Genomic DNA, 18,142 nt, shown 5'->3' on the forward strand with positions numbered 1-18,142 from the left:
CCCCAAGCCCCAGGGCCCTTCCCGCTGACCCAGGCCCCACGGGCTCCAGGTACCTGGTGCCCCGCCACATCGTGGCCGTCGGGCCGGGCAGTGGGCTGTCGGTCTCACCCTTGACTTCAGTTCGACGGCCGGAGCGTCGAGGGCGCGGGCGAGCAACGGCAACCACGCCTCGGGTACGCAGCTCCCCCGCTCCCACCGGGACACATCGTTGCGGATGACGGACTGGGCACCGGGCAGCACGCAACGCTCTGCGACCAACTGCCGCTGACTCTTGCACCTGTCGCGGTGCAGGCGTGCAAGGTGCGTGCCGAGCGAGCGTCTGCGCACCGGTTCCATCCCGGCCCCCTGCCTGGCCCCTCCAGTCCCGCAACGACTCGGGGCTTCGATGGAGTGACCATGAACGGGCGCTGAGTCACCAGGGCAATGCGAGCCGGACATCGCACATCAGTCGGCGGACTCGTCGCCTTCGGGCCCCTCGTCGAGCGGCAGTACGTCAACGACGTAAGAACCTTTGTGCGGCAGTGTCTCGATCAGTCCACGCTCGCGGAGGTCCCTCAGCGCACGCCGGATCGTCCGGTCGGCCACGCCGTAAGTCTCGGCCATCCGCGCGATGCTCGACAGAGCACCACCCGGCGGAATGTGTCCCGACCTGATCTCTTCTTCGATAGCGCGTGCAATCCGCTGCCACTCGTACTCGGCCATGTCTTCAGCGTGACGTGGTACACCGGAACCCGCCTTGTTGGCACACGGTGCACCAAGGGCATCCATGGCGTACCGTGGTATATCGGAAAGAGACCCCCGCGACGGCGTTTGGGAGACGGCCGTCCGGGGGCATGGCCACCAACCCCATGGAGGTTGATGACAGTGGGCATTATCCATGCCTTCCTTCGCTGGGTCTTGGACGTGTTCAAGCCCGGTACCGGCAAGCGGCGTGCGGACGCGTATCCCATCCCGTCGGTCTCCGAGCGGACCCCCGAGGCACCCCGCAGTACCGCCCTGCGGCTTCCCGCTCACCGTTCCCCGTACGGGCTTCACAGCGTCCTCGACGGGGAAGCAACCGCCACGGTCCGCCCGTACCTGATCGCGTGGGAGCGGGAACGCGCCGTTCATGAGCGGGCCCTACAGCAGCGGCGCCGTACGGCACTGGTCCTGGCCGCCGACTTCGGCGTCGACCTCGACCGGCATGTCATCGGTGCTGAGGGGGTGCCGGCGTGAGCCCGCTCCCCGATGCCGCGCCCGGCCCCGAGCGGCAGGTGCGGCGACCGGTGCGGATGTGCGTCCGCTGCGACGCGATCACCGACCGGCCGGTCGTCGTCTCCGAGGTGCACCAGGCGACCGGACCCGGCTTCAACGTGTACGCCTGCCCGGACTGCGCCCCGCGCTTCCCACCCGTCCCGGACGTGCTCTCCCTCCTGCCCGACACGCCTCATGGGGAGGGGCAACGGTGATCACACATCTCACGGTGGCCGTGTCCACCCGCGACGACGGGCTCGTCACTCTCGTCTGTTCCCAGTGGCGCACGATCGACGTCGAAGGCACGGTCACCCGGTTGGAGGGGCCGTCATGAACGCCGGAACCCCGCCCCAGCCGGGCAAGTCCCGTCTCACGATCAGTACCTACCGCCTCGACGGCGATGGGCGCCGGATAGGCATGGCGGAGCCGACCGCGTACGCCCCCGGCACGACCACGCTCGCGCCCGTGTCCCTCGGCTGGCCCCCATGCCGCTGTCCCCGCTGCCGCACCGGCCACGGGGACGGCGGCCGGTAACGGCCTCATAGTCGGCCGTCCGCCCTCTTCCCCTCCCCAGGTCAGGGCGGGCGGCTTCTGATGCGGCCGTCCACCACCCTGGGGAGGACACGGCGGACGGCCCGCCGCGGCCCGTGAACGGCGCCGACCGCAAGGCACGCCAACTCCCGTCCCGATGGCGGGGCACGGACGCCCTGCGGGGCACTGCCACCATCAAACTGCTGGGCACCAAGATGCGGGGTGCTGGTAGGACAAGCTCATACGATCAAGCGCACACGTACCCCATCCGCCGAAGCCGCCCACACCAGGCGGACGAAGCCACTGAGCCACTGAGCCACTGAGCCACTGAGCCACTGAGCCACTGAGCCACTGAGAAGATGCCCGAGAACCACGTGCCGCCGCAGCCCTCGCCCCACCCCTCACCCGACGACTTCCCTGCGCTCCCGGCCGAGCGGATCGCCGCGGCTGTCCGGGCCGGAGAGGTGACGGCCGTCGACGTGGTCGCGGCCTCACTCGCCCGGATCGAGCGGGTGGAGCCGGTGCTGTGCGCGTTCGTCGAGGTGTGGCGGGAGGACGCGGTGCGGTGGGCGGCGGAGGTGGATGAACGGGTCGCGGCCGGGGTGCGGCTGCCGATGGCCGGGGTGCCGATCGGGGTGAAGGGGCGGAACGGGCGGCGTACGGCGGCGGCGCGGGCGCTGGTCGCGGCCGGGTGCGTCCCCGTGGGGGCGACCTCCGTGCCCGGTCCCGGTACCCCCTGGCAGACCTGGGGCCTCGGGGCCGGCGGCCGGACCGTCAACCCCTGGCGGGCGGACCGGACGCCGGGCGGTTCCTCCGCCGGGTCCGCGGCGGCGGTGGCGGCGGGTCTGGTGCCGCTGGCGACCGGGACGGACGGCGCCGGGTCGGTCCGTATCCCGGCGGCGTGGTGCGGTGTCGTCGGCCTGAAGGCCACGAACGGCCGCCTCCCCTCCCCCGACCGCACCGGCCTCGCGTCGGCCGGCGTCCTCGCCCGCCACGCCTCGGACGCGGCGGCGTACTGGCGGTGCGTGAGCGGGGCGACTCCGACGACGGCTGCCCCGGTGTCCGGACCCCCGCCTCCGCTCACCGCCCTGTGGTCACCCGGCCTCGGTTTCGCGTACACCGACGCCGAGCCCGCCGCGATCGCCCACGCCGCCGCGCTCCGTCTGGAGGACACCGGGCTCGTACGGCTCGTACAACACCGGCCCCAGGACGAATCCGTACGGCTGGAGGACCCGGCCCCCGCCTGGCTCGCCCTCCGCGGCGCGACGCCGGACGCGGACCCGGTGGCCATACGCGCCGCCCATGAGCTCCGTACCGGGAACGACCGGCGGCTCGCCGCGCTCTTCGCCGAGGCCGATCTCCTCCTCACCCCCACCACGCCCAACGCCCCGCACGGCCACGACGGGCCGGGTGACCGCTACTCCACGGCGCTCACCTGGGCGTTCAACCTCAGCGGCCACCCGGCCATGAGCATCCCGGCCGGCCTCGACTCCGACGGCCTCCCTGTCGGCCTCCAACTGGTGACCCGGCACGGCGAGGAGGAGGCGCTGCTGCGGGTGGCGTGCGCCGCCGAGACCGCCCAGGACCACCCCGTACGACAGAAGGAGACCCCGGCATGAGATGGACCGTCCATGGTGAACGCACGATCCATGACACCCCGTGGGTGCGGCTGCGGTCGCTGGACGTCGAGCGGCCCGACGGCACCCGCGGCGACTACCACGTGGTCCGGCTGCGGGACCTCGCCGTCACCGCGGCCGTCGACGACCGGCAGCGGGTCCTGATGATGTGGCGTCACCGCTTCGTCACGGACACCTGGGCGTGGGAGCTGCCCATGGGCCTGGTCGAGGACGGGGAACGGGCGGAGGAGGCAGCGGCGCGGGAGCTGGAGGAGGAGACGGGGTGGCGGCCGGGTTCGCTGCGGGAACTGCTCTACGCGCAGCCGGCGGCCGGGATCACCGACACCCAGCACTTCGTGTTCCGCACGGACGACGCCCGACGCGTCGGCGAGCCCACGGAGCAGAACGAGTCGGACCGCCTGGAGTGGATCCCCCTGAGCGACGTGCCCGGTCTCATCACCCGCCGGGAGATCGTCAGCAGCGCCACCCTCGTCGGCGTCATGGCCCTGTTGCTGGAGAGCGCGAAGGGCGCATCCGTATCGGGTCGGTGACCGACTGTCAGACCTCTGGTCTAGGGTGATCAATCGCCAGAGGTTACGGGCGACTTGTGTACGGCGAGCATGCGCACGTAGGACGTGGGGCACGGGAAACGGGGAACGGGGACGATGGACACGGCAGCGAGGGGAGGCCCCGTCGACTGGGCGGCCTCCGGCGCGGTGGGCCCGAACGTGGCGTACCGCAATCAGACACTGCAGTACCGGGACGTCGAGCTGAGCTTCGACGAGTCCGTGGAGTTCAAGACCGTCAGACAGCTGTGGTTCCAGGCGGCCGTGGCGTCCTTCCTGATCTTCTTCGTCCTCGGTCTGGTGCCGGCCCTCCTGGCCGGCGATGTCGACGCCATCGGCCCCGGCCTGATTTTGTCGATCATCGCCTTCTGGGTGGTCTTCCTGCTGGTCCGACAGAACGAGCCGATCTCGGAGTGGAAGACGCTCCTGGAGGACAAGGCCGCGGCCTCCTCCTCCGCGTACGCGACGATCTACGGCGCGCTGACCAGCCGCCGGATCCCGGTCACAGCCGTTCCGGCCCGGATCCGCAGCGACATCACGCCGGAGGTCGTGCACAACCGTCTGGTCGTCACCAGCGGCCGGTACGTGGCCTACGTGACCGTCTTCGCCTACGGCACCAGCCTCTACGTCGGCTGGACGATGTGGCGCAGCCGCTCCGGCGCCGTGGTGATCGGGCACTTCTTGAAGGATGTCGTCGGCTCGATACTGAATCGCACGGGCAGCCTCAACCAGATGCTGCGTACGGACCGCCCGCGCGCGATGCGGGAGGCCGTGCACTCGGCGGCACGTGAAGGCGTGGAGATAGCGGTCCAGGGCATCGAGGTGCCCCTCGCCTCGACCTTCGGGCAGGAGCCCCCGGTCCAGTCGCTCCCGGTTCCGGCCGCACCGGCCGGTCCGCCCGGCCCTCCCGCCCCACCGGCGTACCCGGTGCGGACCCAGCCTGCGCCCGGGTATCCGCCGGCGGGTCCGACGGGCCACATACCCACGGCTCCACCGGCCCCGCCCATGGCCCCGCACGCTCCATCGGATCCGAACGGACCGCGCTGGAACGGCAGTTGAGCACCACTTACCGGGAGCCCACCGGCGTGCTGACCGTGTCCGACGACACGACGGTCTGGGCCTGGACGGCGGTACGCGTCGACGCCGCCGCCGACCTCACCGAGACCCAGGAGTACGCGGATCTCGCGGAGGACGACCGTCGGATCAAGGCGGTCGCCGCCGAGACGGCCTGGCTGACCGGCCAGTGGGGCACGGCACACGGTGAGCGCGTCGAGCTGCGCTATCTCAGCGGCCCGCGGGAGCGCGGCATCACCTGCGCCCTGCTCGGCCGTGTCTCAGCGGCCACACCCGGCCTGGCTGAGGCTGCCGCGCTCGCGCTGCGCGCCCGGCTGGCCGCGCTCCCCCGCCATGTGCACGCGACGCCCGTCGAGGACCCGTCCGAGGTGGCGCGGCTGCTGACCCCGTTCACGCCCGAGCCCTTCGCGGGTGTGGCGGAGATCCGCAAGCGGTACCGCACCGGGGTGCCCAACCGTCCTGACGCGGGAGTGCGGTACTACCTGTCTCCGCAGCCGTTCACCGCGTCGGCGGCGCCGTGGGACGCCTTGTGGCGAGCGCTGGTGGAGCACCCGTACCCGGTGATGCTGACGATCGGCCTGGAACCGTACGTCGTGCCGGACGACCTGGGCCCGTTGCTGCACCGCGTCGCCACCCAGTACGGCCGACTGGGGACCCAGGGTCAGGTGCCGGACGGCCTCTGGTCGCCGGGCACACAGCTCGCCCCGGACGCCTTCGCGGTGGACGCCTCCCGGGTGTACGCCGACGCCGCCCGCCGTTACACCGGGCGGGCCTTCCGCATGCGGATCGCCCTGGCCTCGCCCGCGCCACTGCCGGAGTCGCTGGCCGAGCTGACCGGCGCGACCGTGTCTCCGCAGGAACGGGCGCGCGAGGAGGGGGTGCTCACGGAGACGTTCAGCGGACCGGCGCACAGTGTGGCGTGGCCCGGCCCGGGTGAACTCCCGGCCGCCTGGCAGGGGTTGACCACCTTGGAACACGGGCGCTGGGGCGGCGACCACTGCTGGCGGCTGCCCGAGCCGCTCTCGCCACAGCTGCGGCTGGTCGCGGAGCTGGTGGACGCCCGGGAGGCGGGGGCGGCGTTCCGGCTGCCGCTGGCGGTGAACGGCCACATGACCGGTTTCCCGGTACGACGGCCCGGCCTTGCGGGCGAGACTGCGTACCGCGCGGACGGCCCCTCGGTCACCCTGGGCCGCCAGCTCGTCCACGGCAGCCCGGCCGGTCCCCTGGGCATCGGCCTGGACGACCTCACCCGGCACGCCCTGTTCGTCGGGACCACCGGTTCGGGCAAGACGAACACGACGCTGGCGTTCTGCGAGCAGCTGTGGCGCGACCACCGGGTGCCGTTCCTGGTCATCGAGCCGGTCAACTCCGAACTGGACGACTACCGCTGGCTGGCCACACAGCCCGGGTTCGAGGACCTCGTGGTGCTCACCGTGGGCGACGAGACGACGGCTCCACTGCGCCTGAACCCCTTCGAGGTTCCGGCCGGGGTGCGAATCAGCACCCATGTGGCCGGACTGTTGGCCTGCTTCGACGCGGCGTTCGGCCTGTGGGACCCGCTGCCGACCATCTACAACCGGGCGCTGCGGGCCACGTACGCGCGCAAGGGCGTCGTGCCGACGGACGTCGCGGGCCCCGACCACGAGTGGCCCACGCTGCGCGACTTCATCGCCGAGATGCGCCGGGAGTGCGAGCGGCTGGACTACTCCGGCGAGGTGCGGGACAACATCGTCGCCGCGTCCAGGCTGCGGGCCGAGTCGCTGGCCGAGGGCGCCTGCGGCAGCACGCTGGACGTGACGCGTTCGTACCCGATGGCGGAACTGCTGCGCCGCCCGGTGGTCCTGGAACTCGCCGCGATCGGCGACAACGAGAAGGAACAGTCACTCGTGACCGCCCTGATCCTCCAGACGATGACCGAGCACTACAAAGCGAACCGCGCCGGTGGCTCGCTCTCGCACGTCACCGTGATCGAGGAGGCGCACCGCCTCCTCGGGCAGCCCCTCGCCCGGTCCGGTGACGCGAAGGAGGGCAACGCCCAGGCCCGGGCAGCCCAGGCCTTCGCCAACACCCTCGCCGAGAACCGCAAGTACGGCGAGGGCGTGGTCATCGTCGAGCAGGTTCCCGGCAAGCTCGTCGAGGACGCGTACAAGAACACCAACCTCAAGGTCATGCACCGGCTGCCCGCGACCGCCGATCGTGAGCTGATCGGCGGCACCATGCGCTTTTCCCCCGACCAGGAGCGCTATGCGGCCACCCTGGAACCCTTCCACGCCTTCGCCCACCACGACCGTCTCGACCGCCCGGCTCTGATCACGGTGCCCGACGTCCGCGCGGCGGCGGCCCGGGAGGCGGGCGTGGCCCGGGCCCCCTTGGCCACCACCCCTCAACTGGCCTCCCGCTTCCGCGATTTCGCGGCGGAGGTGACACAGGTGTCCGACGCCCTGTCCCCCTTCCCCGACTGCGACGGCTGCGCCCACCGCTGTGCGTTCCGCTCCCGCGCGAGTACTGCGGTCTGGCCCGAGCACGCGAAGGAACTCAAGGAACGAGTCGCCCGGTACCCCAAGTCCAAGCCGGAGCAGTCGGCCTGGTGGAGCGGCACGGCGGAGTGGGTCGCCGAACTAGCGGACACGGTCCCCCTCCGGGCCCCCGCCCCGGACGCCCTGCGCGACTACCGGGCCTGCGTCTTCATCCACCTGGCCCGCGCCGCCTGGCAACGCAAGACCCTCCCCTGGGTCCGCCTCTACCGCACCCACACAGCCCCCGGACAGCCCTCCACATGAGCGACCGCCCCACAGAACAACCACCGCCTCCGGAGACAGCACCGGCTCCGACGGACGCGCCGGACCCGACAGGCGAACCGACAGAGGCCCCGGACGCAACGGAAGCCTCGGAGCCGCTGGAGGCACCAGAACCGGCGGAAGCCCCGGAGCCGCTGGAGGCACCAGAACCGGCGGAGGCGCTGACCTCGGCGGACGCGGACGCGCCGACCCCTATGGAAGCCCTTGCCCCTGCGGAGGCCTGGGACACCTCTGCGCCGATAGAACCGATCGAGCCGACGGAGTCAGCAGAGCCCACCGAAGCCATGGAGCCGACCGAGAACGAGACGCCCGCCCGGCCCATGGAGGCAGCGGAGCCCGAAAAGTCCGCGGAACACGAACTGCCGGCGGAGGACGTGGACGCGCCTGCCCCGGTGGGCTCCACAGACGCGCCGGATCCGATCGAGACTCCGGAAAACCTGAGACAGCTCGCCACTCCGGACGCGCTGGAAGCCCCCGCTCCCGGGGAGGCGCCGAATCCGGAGGAGCCTGCGGACACGGACGGGGCTCCGACCCCCTTCAAGTCCCCGGAGACCCGGGGAGCCTCCGACCCCCCGGCGCTCTTCGAGGTCTCGGCAGCACATGAGGCTCCTGAGCCTCACCCCGCCGACGATCCGGTGTGGGAAGAGCCGTTGGCCGACGACGGCACCTTCGAAGCAGGAACCGCCGACGGCCGGAGGCCGGAAGCATCAGCTGCCGTCACCGACATGGAGCGGGCGCAGGACGCGCCGGAAGTTCCGGATCCGTTCAAGGCGGAGGACTCGGGCCAAGCGCCGGAGGGTGGTTTCTTCGGGCAATTGCGTGAAGCGCTGGGCAGTCGAGGTGAATCCACCGTCGAGCAGCCCGCCTCTATCCACGCAACGATCGACCAACCGAATTTCGAACGGTTCGAATTGCCGGACGAAGGCATCGATCTGTGCTATTACGGTACCCCTCTAGACGGTCCCGACGGTAGGCGCGTTCCCCTCTTCGACGGCCCACCCACCCGTGAACAGACCGAACAGGGCAGACTGAACGACTGTGGAGTTATCGCCACGATGGGCGCCGTGGCCGCGCACCGCCCGGAGGTGATCTCCGAACTGATACGGGAAAATGACGACGGCACCTATGAGGTCACACTCCACCAGACAAAGCGCTCCTTTGACGGAGACTGGCACCATTTCGATGCGACAGGGGAAGTCGCCGTCCTCACGGTGACTCCCGAACTACCTGTAAGCAGACTGAATCCGGACCAACCCTTGTACGGCTCCGGGGGAGCCAGCGAGACCGCGTGGGCGCCGATTCTGGAAAAGGCGCTTGCCGGAGTGGACCAGACCTGGGACGAGAACCGATCCAAGGCGGTCTCGGGATACGACCGGCTCGATCTGGGAACCTTCCCCCGCCAGCGTGCGGAGTTACTGACGCAGCTCACCGGTGCACACGCATACTCCGATCACTTCCCGAGTCGGTACGACATGCAAGGACGCAGTCCGGACAGCCAGCTGCTGAGCATATTCCGGGAGAAGCTCTCGGACCGCTGCCCTGTACTGGTAGGCACGGTGAGTGTCGACGAGAAAACGAAACGGCTCCCCAAGGGACTTATAGGAGGCCATGCGTACGAGGTGACCAAAGTGGATGAGCGCGGGTTGATACACCTGCGCAACCCATACAACTTCAACAACCCCAAGCCTCTGACGGTCAAAGAACTCAGAGAGCACGTCAAGAATCGCTACACGACACTGGAGTGACCGCATTGATCAGCGAAATCAGGCTTCGCCACGGCGTACCCGAGCGTTCCGAGAAAGCCCGCTTCGCCGTAATCCACGTATACGCCCCCGATGACCAACCCGTCACGGTCTTCCTCGTCGTCGCCGCCGAAGAGGAACACGAATTCGAGCTGGGCATCGGTGACACCTTCCCGGTCCGGGACGAGACCTGGATCCTCGACCGGGTGGACGGCCTGGGCACCGGCAGCAACTGGCGAGTCGTGCTGCGCAAGGCCGATCCCACGCCAGCCGAGGACTGAGGGAGGTCGCGCACGGCACGACAAGGCATCCGCAGGGCCTCTGCATTCAGATGCGTGTGCATATATTGTCTACGCATGTACTCGCCGTGCGCCGCGCACCCATGCGTCGCATGCACGGACGCCGACGCCACGTAGCCAGGGGGACCCATGACCCGCCGTTTCCTGTTCGTTCTCGGTAGCAGTCGGCCGGACGGCAACACCGAGATGTTGGCCCGGGCGGCCGCGGAGCAGTTGCCCGACGATGTCGAGCAGGTGTGGATCGATCTGGCCCGGCACCCGCTGCCCGACTTCGAGGACCTCCGGCACGACAGTGACCACGTAAGGCCCGAGGGCGACAACAGGGCGCTGCTGCTGGACGCCACGCTCGCGGCCACGGACCTCGTGATCGCCTCGCCGCTGTACTGGTACTCCGTGTCCGCCCACGTCAAGCGCTACCTCGACCACTGGTCGGGCTGGCTGCGCACCCCCGGTGTCGACTTCAAGAAGACCATGGCCGGCCGCACCCTCTGGGGCGTCACCGCGCTCGCCCACTACGAGGAGGAGGTCGCCGAACCCCTCATCGGGACGCTCAACCACTCCGCCGCCTACCTGGGCATGCGCTTCGGCGGAGTGCTGCTGGGCAACGGCAGCAAGCCCGGAGACGTCCTCCGGGACACCGCGGCCCTGACCCGGGCGAAGACCTTCCTCACCACGGAACCGCCGTTCGCGCGCTTCCCGTACGACACGGAGGAGGCCGCCGCCTGAGCCGTCGCGTCAGGCGGTGATGTCCTTCGCCGTGAACCTCGCCCATGCCGCCGACCCGAACACCGCCGCGTACACGGCCTGGAGGCCGAGGTTGCGCTGGAGGTCGTCCCAGTAGACCGGCTCGCGCATGAGGTCGGCGAAGGAGAGCCAGTAGTGGGAGAAGAAGTACGGGTGGAGGGCATCGAGCTGGGGGATCTGGTCGAGGATCTGGACGGTGATGAGCAGCCCGACCGTGGTCGCCATCGCGGCGATCCCGCTGTTGGTGAGGGTGGAGACGAACAGCCCGAGGGCCGCCACCCCGATCAGTGACGCGGCCACCGCCAGCGCGATCAGCAGGGCCCGCAACAGGCCCTCGGCGAAGCTGATCCGGGTGCCGGAGATCGTCGTCAGCTCCCCGAGCGGGAACAGCAGCGCCCCTACCGCCAGCGCCGACGCCGCCACGACGAGGGTCGCGACCAGGCAGAACGTCATGGTCGTCGCGTACTTGGTGAGCAGCAGCCGGGTTCGGCCGGCGGGTGAGACCAGGAGGTAGCGGAGGGTGCCCGCGTTCGCCTCGCCCGCGATCGCGTCCCCGGCGATCACGCCGACGGCCATCGGCAGGAAGAAGGGGAGCGTCGCGGCCAGCGCCGTGAACACCAGGAACAGGCCGTTGTTGGTGATCTGCGCGATGAACGCGGGCCCGCCACCGCCGCCCCCGCCCTCCGGTCCGCCGCCCATCGACGACCCGTCGCCCGTCTCGATCCGCACGGCGATGCCGACGAGGACGGGCACCGCCGCGAGCACGCCCAGCAGTGCGAGGGTCCGCCACCGCCGGAAGGTCGTCACCAACTCGCTGCGGAACAGTCCGAAGGTCCAGAGGAGGCTGGGCGCGCGTGCGGGGACGGCGACTGCCGCGGAGGTCTCCGACGGCGCCTCCGCCCCGGACGTGTGCTGCGACGCCCCCGCCCCGGACGTGTTCTGCGACGCCTCCGCCCCGGACGTGTCAGCCCGCGACATCGAAACCCTCCCCCGTGAGTGCCACGAACGCGTCCTCCAGGGAGGCGCGTTCGAGGGCGAAGCCGCGGACGCGGACGCCCGCGGTGACCAGTGCGGCGTTCAGTTCGGCGAGGTCGCGGTCGGGCGGCGGCGGTTCGGCCGTCACCCGGCCTCCCGCCTCGGTCCCGGCGCCCTCCGCCCCCTCGTCCACGACCACGTCCGCGATTCCCTGCTCCTTGAGCACCCGGGCCGCGTCCGCCGTGTCGGGGGTGGTGACGACGAGACGGCCGCGTGCGCCGGCGGCCAGGTCGGTCACCGGGCCCTGGGTGATGAGCCGGCCGCGGGCCATGACGGCGGCGTGGGTGCACACCTGCTCGATCTCGTCGAGGAGGTGCGAGGAGAGGAAGACGGTGGTGCCGTCGGAGGCCAACTCCCGCACCAGGGTGCGGATCTCACGCATCCCCTGCGGGTCCAGACCGTTCGTCGGCTCGTCGAGGACGAGGAGCCGACGCGGCTGGAGCAGGGCCGCCGCGAGGCCCAGCCGTTGTTTCATGCCCAGCGAGTACGCCTTGGCCTTCTTGCCGGCGGCGGCCGCGAGCCCCACCCGGTCGAGGGCGGCCGCGACCCGCGTACGCCGGGTGCGCGGGTCGGCGGTCGGGTCGGCGGAGTCGTAGCGGAGCAGGTTGTCGCGGCCGGAGAGGAAGCCGTAGAGGGCGGGGCCCTCGATGAGGGCGCCGACGTGCGGGAGGACGGTCCGGGTGGAGCGCGGCATGGGCCGGCCGAGGACCTGGGCCGTGCCCGAGGTCGGCTCGATCAGGCCCATCAGCATGCGGATGGTGGTGGTCTTGCCCGAGCCGTTCGGGCCGAGGAAGCCGAAGACGCTGCCGCTGGGAACCGTCAGCTCCAGGTGGTCCACGGCCACCTGTCCGCCGCGGAAGGTCTTGGTCAGCCCCTGGGTGTGGATGGCTGCGTCGCTCATGGCTCCCCTCCGGTACGGCCGATGGGCCGGGACGGCACATCAGCCGCCCCGGCCCACAGCCGAACGTCACTACCTCACCGCCCCGGCCCACCGGTTCGGCACCACCGCTCCGCCGCTACGGCCCGCCGAACCGGCGCCACTACTCCACCGCCCCGGCCGGTCAACCAGGCCGGCGCACCGCCGGTCCGCCGAGCCGGCCGCTCTACTTCGCCGCGTCGGCCGCCTTCACCAGGGCCTCCTTGGTGACGGCGCCCGCGTACACCTTGCCGTCGTCGGTGAAGAGGACGTTGATCAGCCGGGTCTTGAAGACCGTGCCCGAGCCGAAGTCGCCCTTGACCTGGTCGCCGAGGGAGTTCAGGAAGCCGTCGACCCGGGCGTCACCGGACGATTCGCCGCCACCCGTGGGCATGCCGGCCTCGGACCCGCCGTCGATCACGGCGATCGTGCTCCAGCCCTCGCCGATCATCTTCAGGCCGTCGAGCCCGCTCGCGAACTCCTCCTCGGAGCCCTTGAGACCCTTGCCGTCCTTGAACTCCCCGTTCTTGCCGTGTCCCTCGAACAGGGAGTCGCCGGAACCGGCCTCGTGGCCGCCCGACTTCCCGGCCTCGTCGGCCTCGTCGGCCTCGGTGACCTTCGCGCCCTTCGGCGGGGTGAAGTCGAACGTCGACGCGCTCGGCTTGCCGAAGTCGACCTTCGTGAAGCCCGCGTCCACGACGGCCGCGCCCCCGCTCGCCGGGGTGAGCGTGAACTTCAGCGGCAGCCCCGTCTTCTCGTCGACGGCGATCGAGATCGCCCCGACAGTCGAACCGGACTGCTTCGGCTTGATGACCAGCTTGTACGCGTCCCGCCCGGCGACCTGCGCGGTCCCGTCGACGGTCACGGACGTGGTGTCGTCGACGGCCTTCAGGGCCTCCTCGGCGAGCTGCTGGGGCGTGGCGGGCACGTCCTCGGCGGTGTCCGGGGCGTCCTCGCCGCCCTTGCCCGCACCGTCCTTCCCCTCGCCCTGCGGGCCGGCGCCGGTCGCGTGGTAGACCTCGTTCGAGGCGCTGTCGTACGCCCACAGGTCGTCGCCGTTGTGGATGACGCTGTACTCGGCCGCCTCGTCCAGCAGCGACAGCTTCTGCTTGTCGGGGCCGTCGGCGGCGATCCGCAACGTGTGGGTGCCGGTGGCGAGTTCGAGAAGCTTGGAGGACGGGTCCGCGGAGGAACCGCCGTCGCCGCCGGGGGCGCCCTGCGCTCCCAGGCTGTCCGCCAGGCCGCCCAGGTCGGGCAGGCCCAGGTCCGTGGTGATCTTCACCGTGCCGGACACCTGCTGGACGTCCGACGCGGCGATCTTCTCGATGAGTTCCTGTGCGCTGATCTTCGGCAGATCGGGGTCACCGGAGCCGGCGAAGGCCGGGACGAGCCCGATGGTCGCGGCGGCCACGCCCAGCACGGTGACCGGGACGACGTACCGCGCGGCCTTGCGTCGCCGTGCCGAGCGCGCCTCCTCGGCCTCGGCCGCGAGCACGGCCGCGTCGCCGGACCGGGCGCTGTCGTCGGTTTCGTACGGTGCCATGTGTGCCTTACCTCCGTCGTCGGCGGCGGCGTCTACTCTCAGCCGCCATTCTCACCCGAATCGGTGAGGAGTGGTGATACCCATCTGACCAAATCGGCCGGAGGGAATCGTCAGACTCGGGACTCAACTCCACGTACTGCTACGGGATGACATGGCGGACCGTCAGGGATGACATGACGAGGCGGCGCCTCCCCACGACCCGTAGGGGACGCCGCCGACGACCGGTCCCCGGTGACTTCTCCGGTGACTGTCCGGGACTTCTCCGGTGGCTATCCGGCGCGGTGCACCACGGCGTCGCACAGCTCCACCAGCGCCGCCTTCGCGTCGCACTCCGGGAGGGGTGCCAGGACGGCGCGGGCCTCCTCCGCGTAGCGGATGGTGTCGCGGCGGGCCTGCTCCAGGGCGGGGTGGACGCGGAGCCGGGCCAGGGCCTCGGCGTGCCGGGCGTCGTCGGTGAGGTCGGAGTCGAGCAGCTCGCACAGGGCGATGTCGTCCGCCAGCCCCAGCCGGCCCGCCCGCTCGCGCAGCCGCAGCACCGGCATGGTCGGCACGCCCTCGCGGAGGTCCGTGCCGGGGGTCTTGCCGGACTCGTGCGAGTCGGAGGCGATGTCGAGGACGTCGTCGGCGAGTTGGAAGGCGACGCCGAGCCGCTCCCCGTACTGGGTGAGGATGTCGACCACGGTCTCGTCGGCCCCGGCCATCAGCGCGCCGAGCCGTCCGGCCACCGCGACCAGCGAGCCGGTCTTGCCGCCGAGCACGTCGAGGTAGTGCTCGATCGGGTCGCGTCCGTCACGCGGCCCGGCGGTCTCCAGGATCTGTCCGGTGACCAGCCGTTCGAAGGCCTCGGCCTGGATGCGGACGGCGTCGGGGCCGAGGTCGGCGAGCACGTGGGAGGCGCGGGCGAAGAGGAAGTCGCCGGTGAGGACGGCGAGGGAGTTGTCCCAGCGTGCGTTGGCGCTCGGCACGCCCCGGCGCACCTCGGCCTCGTCCATCACGTCGTCGTGGTACAGCGTGGCGAGATGGGTCAGCTCGACCACGACCGCCGAGGGCACGACACCCGGCGCGTACGGGTCGCCGAACTGCGCCGCGAGCATCACCAGCAGCGGGCGGAACCGTTTGCCGCCGGCCCGCAGCAGATGCTGGGCGGCCTCCTGGATGAAGGGGACCTCGCTCTTGGTCGCCTCCAGCAGACCCTCCTCGACGGCCGCCATTCCGGCCTGGACATCGGCTTCGAGAGCCTGGTCCCGCGCGCTCAGCCCAAACGGCTCGACGACGGTCACGAGGGTTCTCCTGTCTGCTGACGTCTACTGACGATCACACGGTCGCACGGTCGGTCTGGTTCGCTCTCACGGGCGATGACACAGTTTGTCGATCTGTCGCTGCCATCACCCGAGTCAGCGTATCCGGTCACCTTTCGATCACCACGAGCGCCCACGGGTCGACGCGCGTACGGCACCCGCGCGAGGCCCGCCCCGGCCATCCGCTCCGCCGCCGGAGCCCCCCACGGACATCCGAACGCCCTCGCGGTGGCCCGCGCACACACGGCCCGACTTGACCGATTTGCTGCATTGAGAGCACTTCACCCGACTCCTCCCGTGAGTTGAGTCACCCGCCCCCCGTGGCGCAACCCGCCGCCATCATGCCGTCTTCCCCTTTGCGGTAGGCAAGTTGACCCCGGGACACGCATCGGAAATTGCCGCCGAATCACACCAAACACAAGGTCAACTAGACCTACCGGCCAAACCGGGACTTGTTCCGATCGTGTGCTCTCGCATACGTTCACACCCCGTCCGGACGGACCGCCGAATCCTGCCGCCGCCCGGACTCCCCACCCATCACCACTCATCCACGCACGGCAGGAGCGGGGGACCCAGGTAAGCGCCGGTCCGGCATTTCCCCCATCGGACCGGCTAGGGGTGAAGCCACGCGCGGCACGACCGGCGGACGCGGCACGCACAGCGGCCGCCGGGACGACGCGCACGGCCGGACATCTCCAGCCCGAACCCGACAGCTCACCCCGCAGGCGACGGAGAGGAATCCGCCATGCCCGCACGAGGCAAACACCGCCGCCCCAGAAGCAACGCGTTCACCCGGGGCGTGCTCGCCGCCGGAACGGGCGGGGCCGCACTGGCCCTCCCGCTCACGGTCGCCACGACCGCGAGCGCCGCCGCCCCGGCCCAGGCCGTCGGCTCCGTCCAGTCGGCGCCGCAGTCCGCGCCGGCCGCGACGCTGCCCAAGTCCACGAACTACACCGTGGTCTCCGGCGACACGCTCTCCTCCATCGCCCGCAAGCACGGCACCAAGGGCGGCTGGCAGCGGCTCTACAAGGACAACCGCGCCGCCGTCGGCGACAACCCGGCCCTGATCCGCCCGGGCCTGAAGCTGAAGGTGACCGGGACGAAGACGCCCGCGAAGAAGGCGTCGACGAAGCCGAAGGCCTCCACGGCCACCCAGGCGTCGGTCAAGACGTACCCGGACAACCTCGACGGCTGGATCCGCGAGTCGCTGGACATCATGGCGCAGAAGGGAATTCCCGGGTCGTACAACGGGATCCACCGCAACATCATGCGCGAGTCGTCGGGCAACCCGCTCGCGATCAACAACTGGGACTCCAACGCGGCCGCGGGCACCCCGTCGAAGGGTCTGCTGCAGGTCATCGACCCGACGTTCGCCGCGTACCACGTGTCCGGCACCCCGTACGACCCGTACGACCCGGTCGCGAACATCACGGCGGCCTGCAACTACGCCGCCGACCGGTACGGCTCGATCGACAACGTGTTCGGTCCGTACTGAGCCCCACCCCGCTCCGCACTCGTTCCCCCTGGGCCGGCGGGCCCAGGGGGAACGCCTGTCTCAGCGGAACAGCCGGTCCAGCACCACCGCGATCCCGTCGTCCTCGTTGGAGAGGGTCACCTCGTCGGCGACGGCCTTGAGCTCGGGGTGCGCGTTGGCCATGGCGACGCCGTGCGCGGCCCAGTCGAACATCGGGATGTCGTTGGGCATGTCCCCGAAGGCGATGGTGTCGTCCGGGGTCAGACCGAGGTGGTCGGCGGCCAGCGCGAGCCCGGTCGCCTTGGTGATGCCGCATGGCTGGAGTTCGACGGTGCCGGGCCCCGACATGGTGACCGTCGCCAGCGAACCGACCGCCATCCGCGCCGCCGAGGCCAGCTCGTCGTCCGACAGATAGGGATGGCGCAGCAGCACCTTGCTGATGGGCTCGCACCACAGGTCGTCCCGGCGCGGCACCCGCACCGCCGGCAGCGTGGGGTGCGGCATGAGGTAGCCGGGCTCGATCAGGGTGAGGCCGTCGACCCCGTCCTGGTCGACGGCCGCGTACACCTGTCCGACCTCCGCCTCGATCTTGCCGAGTGCGGTCTCGGCGAGTTCCCTGTCCAGGGTGACCGACCAGAGCAGCCGGTCCGCGCCGGGGTCGTACAACTGCGCGCCCTGTCCGCACACCGCGAGCCCCCTGCTGCCGAGGTCGTCGAAGAGGGGGCGCACTCTCGGTGCCGGCCGTCCGGTCACCACGAGGTGCTGGGCACCGGCCTCCGTGGCCCGCGCCAGCGCGGCGAGGGACCGGTCGGAGAGGGTGTCGTCACTGCGCAGGAGCGTTCCGTCCAGGTCAGTGGCGATGAGTGAATATGCGGTGGGTGCGGCCATGATCAGAGAATACGGATGCGCCGCCCCATCGGTTCGACCCGAACCGGACGACGTACGGCACCTCGACCGTCCCGACCCCGCCCTACGTCAACTCGCTTTTCCCGAACGGGGGTTCAGCCGGGTACGACGAGCGGCCCCCGGCCTCCTGAGGGCCGAAGGCCCGCAAGGGGCGCGGGGAACTGCGCGAGAAGCCCCACCGGGCCCGCACCCCGCAACGCACCGAACCCCCCGAGCTGAACCCGGCCACCTCCCTCACCCGTGAGACGCCGCCAGATGTCGAGCCAACCGGGGCGAAGCGAACTCCGTCCCGCACACGAACCGCATCACAGGCCCGTACGACGCCGCCGCCGGCAACCCCGTGAAGTACAACCCCGGGATCGACGAC

18 protein-coding genes and 1 pseudogene are annotated in these 18,142 nt (G+C 70.9%); 12 read left to right on the forward strand and 7 right to left on the reverse strand.

Annotated elements, in window-relative coordinates; all coding sequences use genetic code 11:
- Positions 1-444: 444 nt before the first annotated feature.
- Complete coding sequence (locus tag P1P70_RS23635; RefSeq protein ID WP_319240954.1) at positions 445-702, reverse strand: winged helix-turn-helix domain-containing protein; 258 nt, start codon at positions 700-702, stop codon at positions 445-447.
- A gap of 156 nt (positions 703-858) precedes the next feature.
- On the opposite strand from P1P70_RS23635, the gene P1P70_RS23640 reads away from it, so the two are divergent.
- The 11 genes from P1P70_RS23640 (at position 859) to P1P70_RS23690 (ending at position 10,585) form a co-directional block, all read left to right on the forward strand.
- Positions 859-1,215 carry a hypothetical protein gene (locus P1P70_RS23640; protein WP_319240956.1) on the forward strand — a complete coding sequence of 119 codons (357 nt, stop codon included), beginning with the start codon at positions 859-861 and terminating at the stop codon, positions 1,213-1,215.
- Positions 1,212-1,448: a hypothetical protein gene (locus P1P70_RS23645; protein WP_319240957.1), complete on the forward strand. Its 237-nt coding sequence runs from the start codon at positions 1,212-1,214 to the stop codon at positions 1,446-1,448. Before P1P70_RS23640 ends, P1P70_RS23645 begins: the two co-directional genes overlap by 4 nt.
- Positions 1,445-1,567 carry a hypothetical protein gene (locus P1P70_RS23650; RefSeq protein WP_319240960.1) on the forward strand — a complete coding sequence of 41 codons (123 nt, stop codon included), beginning with the start codon at positions 1,445-1,447 and terminating at the stop codon, positions 1,565-1,567. The genes P1P70_RS23645 and P1P70_RS23650 overlap by 4 nt, the downstream gene beginning before the upstream one ends.
- Entirely contained in the window at positions 1,564-1,767 is a 204-nt protein-coding gene (locus tag P1P70_RS23655; protein ID WP_319240962.1) for a hypothetical protein, read from the forward strand. Before P1P70_RS23650 ends, P1P70_RS23655 begins: the two co-directional genes overlap by 4 nt.
- 356 nt (positions 1,768-2,123) lie before the next feature.
- Positions 2,124-3,383 (forward strand): amidase, encoded by a 1,260-nt coding sequence (locus P1P70_RS23660; protein WP_319240964.1) that lies wholly within the window; start codon positions 2,124-2,126, stop codon positions 3,381-3,383.
- On the forward strand, positions 3,380-3,931 hold the full coding sequence (locus tag P1P70_RS23665; RefSeq protein ID WP_319240966.1) for an NUDIX domain-containing protein: 552 nt from the start codon (positions 3,380-3,382) through the stop codon (positions 3,929-3,931). The genes P1P70_RS23660 and P1P70_RS23665 overlap by 4 nt, the downstream gene beginning before the upstream one ends.
- Positions 3,932-4,045: 114 nt before the next feature.
- A complete protein-coding gene (locus P1P70_RS23670) occupies positions 4,046-5,005 on the forward strand; it encodes a hypothetical protein (protein ID WP_319240967.1) in 960 nt (319 codons plus the stop codon).
- A complete protein-coding gene (locus P1P70_RS23675) occupies positions 5,002-7,800 on the forward strand; it encodes an ATP-binding protein (RefSeq protein WP_319240969.1) in 2,799 nt (932 codons plus the stop codon). Before P1P70_RS23670 ends, P1P70_RS23675 begins: the two co-directional genes overlap by 4 nt.
- On the forward strand, positions 7,797-9,563 hold the full coding sequence (locus P1P70_RS23680) for a C2 family cysteine protease (RefSeq protein WP_319240971.1): 1,767 nt from the start codon (positions 7,797-7,799) through the stop codon (positions 9,561-9,563). The genes P1P70_RS23675 and P1P70_RS23680 overlap by 4 nt, the downstream gene beginning before the upstream one ends.
- Positions 9,560-9,841, forward strand: a complete 282-nt coding sequence (locus tag P1P70_RS23685; protein WP_319240973.1) for a DUF6406 domain-containing protein — start codon at positions 9,560-9,562, stop codon at positions 9,839-9,841. Before P1P70_RS23680 ends, P1P70_RS23685 begins: the two co-directional genes overlap by 4 nt.
- Positions 9,842-9,988: 147 nt before the next feature.
- The gene (locus P1P70_RS23690; protein ID WP_319240975.1) at positions 9,989-10,585 is read left to right on the forward strand and encodes a flavodoxin family protein; all 597 of its coding nucleotides are present in this window, start codon (positions 9,989-9,991) and stop codon (positions 10,583-10,585) included.
- Positions 10,586-10,594: 9 nt separating this feature from the next.
- Here P1P70_RS23690 and P1P70_RS23695 read toward each other — a convergent pair whose 3' ends face one another.
- From P1P70_RS23695 to P1P70_RS23710, 4 genes are all read right to left on the reverse strand, one after another.
- A complete protein-coding gene (locus P1P70_RS23695) occupies positions 10,595-11,581 on the reverse strand; it encodes an ABC transporter permease (protein WP_319240977.1) in 987 nt (328 codons plus the stop codon).
- A complete protein-coding gene (locus tag P1P70_RS23700; protein WP_319240979.1) occupies positions 11,568-12,539 on the reverse strand; it encodes an ABC transporter ATP-binding protein in 972 nt (323 codons plus the stop codon). Before P1P70_RS23700 ends, P1P70_RS23695 begins: the two co-directional genes overlap by 14 nt.
- Before the next feature lie 202 nt (positions 12,540-12,741).
- Positions 12,742-14,097: a DUF2092 domain-containing protein gene (locus P1P70_RS23705; protein ID WP_319240981.1), complete on the reverse strand. Its 1,356-nt coding sequence runs from the start codon at positions 14,095-14,097 to the stop codon at positions 12,742-12,744.
- A gap of 269 nt (positions 14,098-14,366) precedes the next feature.
- Positions 14,367-15,377, reverse strand: a complete 1,011-nt coding sequence (locus P1P70_RS23710) for a polyprenyl synthetase family protein (RefSeq protein WP_319240983.1) — start codon at positions 15,375-15,377, stop codon at positions 14,367-14,369.
- A gap of 763 nt (positions 15,378-16,140) precedes the next feature.
- Between P1P70_RS23710 and P1P70_RS23715 the strand changes: the two genes are divergently transcribed.
- The gene (locus P1P70_RS23715; protein WP_319240985.1) at positions 16,141-16,890 is read left to right on the forward strand and encodes a LysM peptidoglycan-binding domain-containing protein; all 750 of its coding nucleotides are present in this window, start codon (positions 16,141-16,143) and stop codon (positions 16,888-16,890) included.
- A gap of 60 nt (positions 16,891-16,950) precedes the next feature.
- Here the strand turns inward: P1P70_RS23715 and P1P70_RS23720 are convergent, their stop codons facing one another.
- Both P1P70_RS23720 and P1P70_RS23725 read right to left on the reverse strand, forming a co-directional pair.
- Positions 16,951-17,757: an HAD family hydrolase gene (locus P1P70_RS23720; RefSeq protein ID WP_319240987.1), complete on the reverse strand. Its 807-nt coding sequence runs from the start codon at positions 17,755-17,757 to the stop codon at positions 16,951-16,953.
- Between the two features lie 252 nt (positions 17,758-18,009).
- A pseudogene (locus P1P70_RS23725) lies at positions 18,010-18,142 on the reverse strand (NAD(P)/FAD-dependent oxidoreductase); the annotation flags it as partial.

Source organism: Streptomyces sp. MB09-02B, assembly GCF_033794485.1.
GTDB lineage: Bacteria > Actinomycetota > Actinomycetes > Streptomycetales > Streptomycetaceae > Streptomyces.

Excerpts from the sequence above, each read along its gene's own strand:
- P1P70_RS23635 (WP_319240954.1), bottom strand. The coding sequence starts at position 702 with ATGGCCGAGTACGAGTGGCAGCGGATTGCACGCGCTATCGAAGAAGAG.
- P1P70_RS23640 (WP_319240956.1), top strand. The coding sequence starts at position 859 with ATGACAGTGGGCATTATCCATGCCTTCCTTCGCTGGGTCTTGGACGTG.
- P1P70_RS23655 (WP_319240962.1), top strand. The coding sequence starts at position 1,564 with ATGAACGCCGGAACCCCGCCCCAGCCGGGCAAGTCCCGTCTCACGATC.
- P1P70_RS23660 (WP_319240964.1), top strand. The coding sequence starts at position 2,124 with ATGCCCGAGAACCACGTGCCGCCGCAGCCCTCGCCCCACCCCTCACCC.
- P1P70_RS23665 (WP_319240966.1), top strand. The coding sequence starts at position 3,380 with ATGAGATGGACCGTCCATGGTGAACGCACGATCCATGACACCCCGTGG.
- P1P70_RS23670 (WP_319240967.1), top strand. The coding sequence starts at position 4,046 with ATGGACACGGCAGCGAGGGGAGGCCCCGTCGACTGGGCGGCCTCCGGC.
- P1P70_RS23680 (WP_319240971.1), top strand. The coding sequence starts at position 7,797 with ATGAGCGACCGCCCCACAGAACAACCACCGCCTCCGGAGACAGCACCG.
- P1P70_RS23690 (WP_319240975.1), top strand. The coding sequence starts at position 9,989 with ATGACCCGCCGTTTCCTGTTCGTTCTCGGTAGCAGTCGGCCGGACGGC.
- P1P70_RS23695 (WP_319240977.1), bottom strand. The coding sequence starts at position 11,581 with ATGTCGCGGGCTGACACGTCCGGGGCGGAGGCGTCGCAGAACACGTCC.
- P1P70_RS23700 (WP_319240979.1), bottom strand. The coding sequence starts at position 12,539 with ATGAGCGACGCAGCCATCCACACCCAGGGGCTGACCAAGACCTTCCGC.
- P1P70_RS23705 (WP_319240981.1), bottom strand. The coding sequence starts at position 14,097 with ATGGCACCGTACGAAACCGACGACAGCGCCCGGTCCGGCGACGCGGCC.
- P1P70_RS23715 (WP_319240985.1), top strand. The coding sequence starts at position 16,141 with ATGCCCGCACGAGGCAAACACCGCCGCCCCAGAAGCAACGCGTTCACC.
- P1P70_RS23720 (WP_319240987.1), bottom strand. The coding sequence starts at position 17,757 with ATGGCCGCACCCACCGCATATTCACTCATCGCCACTGACCTGGACGGA.